This window comes from Pantoea sp. CTOTU49201, from assembly GCF_032054795.1.
Classification (GTDB): domain Bacteria; phylum Pseudomonadota; class Gammaproteobacteria; order Enterobacterales; family Enterobacteriaceae; genus Pantoea; species Pantoea symbiotica.
In genome coordinates this window covers 1-4,489 of sequence record NZ_DAMBSA010000378.1, presented here as the reverse complement: position 1 = coordinate 4,489, position 4,489 = coordinate 1, and the positions used below count along the sequence as shown (strand labels likewise).

Here is a 4,489-nt window from a genome sequence, read left to right as displayed (position 1 = left end):
CGTGTTCACGGAACAGCGCCACCGGCGGACGCTGAGTTTCGCGCAGCAGATAAAATGCGCCCGGCAGCAACACCGCAACGGTGCCGTGCTGCGCCATCGCTTGCGCGTCGGCTTCGGTAGCGTATTCCAGATGATCGGCGGAGAGCGCACCGTAACCCGCCGCCAGCGCCGCACCGCCGAGCGCCGAAAGCTGCTCGGCGTGCAGTTTCACCGGCATGCCCAATGCTTTGGCTGCATCAAATACCGTGCGAACTTGCTCAGGAGAAAAGGCCAAATGCTCGCAAAACGCATCTACCGCATCCGCCAAACCTTCGGCTTTCACCTGCGGTAACAGGCGCTGACAGATGATATCGATCCAGCCTTGCGGATTGTCTTTAAACTCCGGCGGGAAACCGTGAGCGGCCAGGCAAGTAGCTTGCACATCGGCGGGCACCGTTTCCGCCAGCTCACGAATAGCGCGCAGCATAGTCAGCTCGCTGGCTTCATCAAGACCGTAACCGGATTTGATCTCCACCGTGGTGACGCCTTCCGCCAGTAGGCGATCCAGCCGCCAGCGCGCACTCGCTACCAGCTCTTGCTGGGAAGCGGCGCGGGTGGCGCGCACCGTGGAGAGAATGCCGCCGCCTTGCGCAGCGATTTCTGCATAGCTCACACCATTGAGACGCTGCTCAAACTCCTGGCTGCGATCGCCGCCAAACACCAGATGCGTATGGCAATCCACCAAACCGGGCGTGATGATGCCGCCGGAAAATTGGTGCTGTTCACGCGCGGCAAAAGCCGGGCATTCGCTGCGCGGCCCCACCCAAATCAGTTTTCCCTGATCGACCGCCAGCGCGCCGTCGGCAATCAGATTGTAGTGTCCGTCACGCATCGTAACGATGTCGGCCCCCAGCCACAGGCTGTCGATCTGCTCTGTTTCTGCCATCCCACTCCCCTTCGCGTTCGGCGATTTACACCAGGCTTCAAAGTATGTATATGTATATACAACCTTTCGCCATGCAGGATCAACCATGACAACCTATTTTGCCCCACGCGCGCTGCTGGCCGACGGCTGGCATGAGCGCGTGCTGATTACCACCAACGCAGCCGGACAGATTACACAACTCGCGCCCAACAGCGAGCCCGGCGATGCCACACGTCTTGCCGGACCGGTGATTCCAGCGATAGCGAATCTGCATTCACACGCCTTCCAGCGCGCGATGGCAGGACTGGCCGAAGTGGCGGGCGATCCGCAGGACAGCTTCTGGACATGGCGCGATCTGATGTATCGCATGGTGCAGCGCCTATCGCCCGAACAGGTTGGCGCTATCGCTACGCATCTCTACATCGACATGCTGAAAGGCGGCTATAGCCAGGTGGCGGAATTCCATTATTTGCATCACGATCCACACGGCAAACCTTACGCCGATGATGCCATGCAGCTGGCATTGATGGCGGCGGCGGAGAACGCTGGCATTGGCCAAACCTTGCTGCCGGTGCTCTACAGCTACAGCGGTTTTGGTTCGCAGCCGGCCAGCGACGGCCAGCGCCGTTTCATTCAGCAAACCGACGCCTATCTGCAACAGCAGCAGCGCGTGGCAAGCTGGAGCGCGGATAAGCCACTGCTTAATCATGGCATCTGCTTCCATTCGCTGCGCGCGGTGAATGAAGCGCAGATGCATGAGGTCTTAGCCGCCTGCCCGCAGGGTGTGCCGGTGCATATTCACGTCGCCGAACAGGAGAAAGAGGTTAACGATAGCCTGGCGTGGAGCGGCGAGCGTCCGGTGGCCTGGCTGCTAAACCGTTTCAAGGTCGATCAGCGCTGGTGTTTGATTCACGCTACCCATCTTGATGACGATGAAATTCAGCGCATGGCGGCGAGCGGCGCGGTGGCGGGCTTGTGTCCGACCACGGAAGCCAATCTCGGCGACGGCATTTTCCCGGCGGTGGAATACATCGCGCGCGGCGGCCGCTGGGGCATTGGCTCCGACAGCCACGTGTCGCTTAGCGCGCTGGAAGAGTTGCGCTGGCTGGAGTACGGTCAGCGACTGCGCGATCGTCGTCGCAACCGCATCACCTTGCCCAATCAACCTTCCGTCGGCGATCTGCTGTGGCAGCAAGCCGCACAGGGTGGTGCGCAGGCGTGTGGTTTGTCGGCGGGTGAACTGGCGATTGGCAAACGTGCTGACTGGCTGGTGCTGGCAGAAGACGCCTTCCTCAGCAGCGTCAGCAGCGCATCGCTGTTAAACCGCTGGCTGTTTGGCGGGCAGCGTGAACAGATCCGCGATGTGTTTGTGGCGGGCAAACAGGTAATCAGCGCAGGTCATCATGCGGCAGAAGAGCGCGCGGCAGCGAACTTTGCCGAGGCGATGAGGGCGTTGCAATGAGAACCCGTTTTGCCTACGACCAGCTTCCGGTCAGCCGCTGGCGCAACGGCGGCGGTGAAACGCGGGAAATCGTTAGCTATCCGCCGGGCGACGCGCAGTTTGCCTGGCGCGCCAGCATCGCGACTATCTCCGCCGACGGGCCGTTTTCGCCCTTCCCCGGCATCGATCGGGTGATTACCTTGCTGCATGGCGACAGCGTTTTACTTGAGAGTGAACAGGCTCAGCAGCGCTTAATCCCGCTGCAGCCGTGGGCGTTTCCCGGTGAATGGGCGATTGAAGCTAAAATTTCTGGCAGCTGTCAGGATTTCAATATCATGACGCGGCGCGACAGCTGGCGTTCTGCGGTGAGCATCGCCCAGGAAACGGTCAGCAGTGAAAACGGCGTGGCGTGGGTGATAGCGGGCACATGGCAAACTGCTACTGGGGAAAATCTGGCGGTGGATCAGGGGATGTGGTGGCTGGATGAAAAGCTACAGCTGGCACCACAAACGTCGGATGCCAGACTATTATTTGTCACGCTTAACCATGTCCTCTAAAGCGCCCCAGCAACTTATAGCGCGATCCCGGATACAACAGGCGCGCGTAGGTCACAATCTTGTTGTCGCTCCACGTCTGACGACGAATCAACAGGCACGGCTCATGTTCATCCAGCGCCAGATGCTTACGCTGGCGCAAATCCGGCAGCACCGCTTCAACAATATGCTCACCGGCGGTCAGCGGGGCGACGCGCATCAAATAGGTGTACGGCGTCAGCTGATGATAATCCTGACTGAGATAATCCGGCGCCACCAGCGGATTGACTAAACGGTCTTCCAGCTGCACCGGCAGATCGTTTTCGTAATGCACAATCAGCGAATGGAACAGCGTTTGCCCGGTAGATAATCCCAGCACCGCCGCCTGTTCTGGATCGGCCTTCATCTGCCCAATCGACAAAATCTTGCAGCTGTGACGATGACCGCGCTGCGCAATTTCATCAGCGATGTTGTGCACTTCCAGCATCGCGGTGTAGCCCTTCATCTCAGCGACAAAGGTGCCGACGCCCTGCATGCGCACCAGAAAACCTTCGCTGGTGAGTTCACGCAGCGCGCGGTTAATGGTCATACGACTGACGCCCAGCTCGTTCACCAGTTCACTTTCAGACGGCACGCGCTGATTGGCTTTCCAGTGGCCTTCACGGATCTGGCTAACGATTGCCTGCTTCACCCGCTGGTAAATCGGCGCAGGCTCATCGCCCATCGCCGCAGCCAGCTGTGCTACTGCTGTTTGCTCCGCCATTTCCTGTTCCTTTAAAGAATAATGCCCAAAGTTTACTGTCTCAGCCGGTAAATGTATATACATCTAATTGTGCAATCCGCCCAGCATTGGTGCAGCTTTCGTGCCATTCCGGTGCAATCACGCTGCGGTTGCGCCTGTTTCACCGCTTTGCGCCGCATTTCACAGAACAAGAACAATCTGGCATAGCGCTTGCTACTTGTATAGACAAGATTAGACACTTATGCTTCACTCATCGCAATCCACGGCAAATCGGACAGCCACATCGCAAAATATTGGCGTCCAATTCATGCCAGAACACTTGTATAGACAGGAGTAGACTATGTCAGGTTCGGTTCAGGAAATTCGCCTCGTTCCCGGTGAAGTGGACCTCGCGACCTTGCGCTGCATTTATCAAAGCAAGGTAACGCTCACGTTGGCCGATGAAGCGCGCGCAGCGATTGCCCGTGCCCATGAAACCGTTGATGCCATCGTCGCATCCGGCAAAGTGGTGTATGGCATCAACACCGGTTTCGGCAAGCTGGCGCAGACGCAGATCCCTTCGGCGCGGCTGGCAGAGCTGCAGCGCAATCTGGTGCTGTCGCACAGCGTTGGCCTGGGCGATTTGCTGCCGGACAATGTGGCGCGGCTGGTGGTTGCCACCAAAATTATCAGTCTGGCGCGCGGTCACTCTGGCGTGCGCATCGAACTGATTGAAGCGCTGCTGGCGCTGTTCAACGCGGGCGTGATGCCGTGCATTCCGGAGAAAGGTTCGGTGGGCGCGTCAGGCGATCTGGCACCGCTGGCACATATGTCGCTGATGCTGCTGGGCGAAGGTCAGGTACGCGTCGAGGGCGAATTAATTCCTGCTA

5 protein-coding genes are annotated in these 4,489 nt (G+C 58.8%); 3 read left to right on the top strand and 2 right to left on the bottom strand.

Going from position 1 to position 4,489, the window contains the following annotated elements; genetic code table 11:
• Window positions 1–925 (bottom strand): imidazolonepropionase (gene hutI, locus RTY00_RS20385; RefSeq protein ID WP_312665856.1); only part of this gene is annotated, 925 nt, incomplete at its 3' end.
• An 85-nt stretch (window positions 926–1,010) separates the two neighbouring features.
• Between hutI and RTY00_RS20380 the strand changes: the two genes are divergently transcribed.
• The gene (locus RTY00_RS20380) at window positions 1,011–2,366 is read left to right on the top strand and encodes a formimidoylglutamate deiminase (RefSeq protein ID WP_312665854.1); all 1,356 of its coding nucleotides are present in this window, start codon (window positions 1,011–1,013) and stop codon (window positions 2,364–2,366) included.
• Window positions 2,363–2,902 (top strand): HutD family protein, encoded by a 540-nt coding sequence (locus RTY00_RS20375; RefSeq protein WP_312665852.1) that lies wholly within the window; start codon window positions 2,363–2,365, stop codon window positions 2,900–2,902. The genes RTY00_RS20380 and RTY00_RS20375 overlap by 4 nt, the downstream gene beginning before the upstream one ends.
• On the opposite strand, the gene hutC is transcribed toward RTY00_RS20375, so the two are convergent.
• A complete protein-coding gene (gene hutC / locus RTY00_RS20370; protein ID WP_008102577.1) occupies window positions 2,886–3,641 on the bottom strand; it encodes a histidine utilization repressor in 756 nt (251 codons plus the stop codon). The two genes, RTY00_RS20375 and hutC, sit on opposite strands and share 17 nt — an antisense overlap.
• A gap of 319 nt (window positions 3,642–3,960) precedes the next feature.
• Between hutC and RTY00_RS20365 the strand changes: the two genes are divergently transcribed.
• Window positions 3,961–4,489 (top strand): aromatic amino acid lyase (locus RTY00_RS20365; RefSeq protein WP_312665850.1); only part of this gene is annotated, 529 nt, incomplete at its 3' end.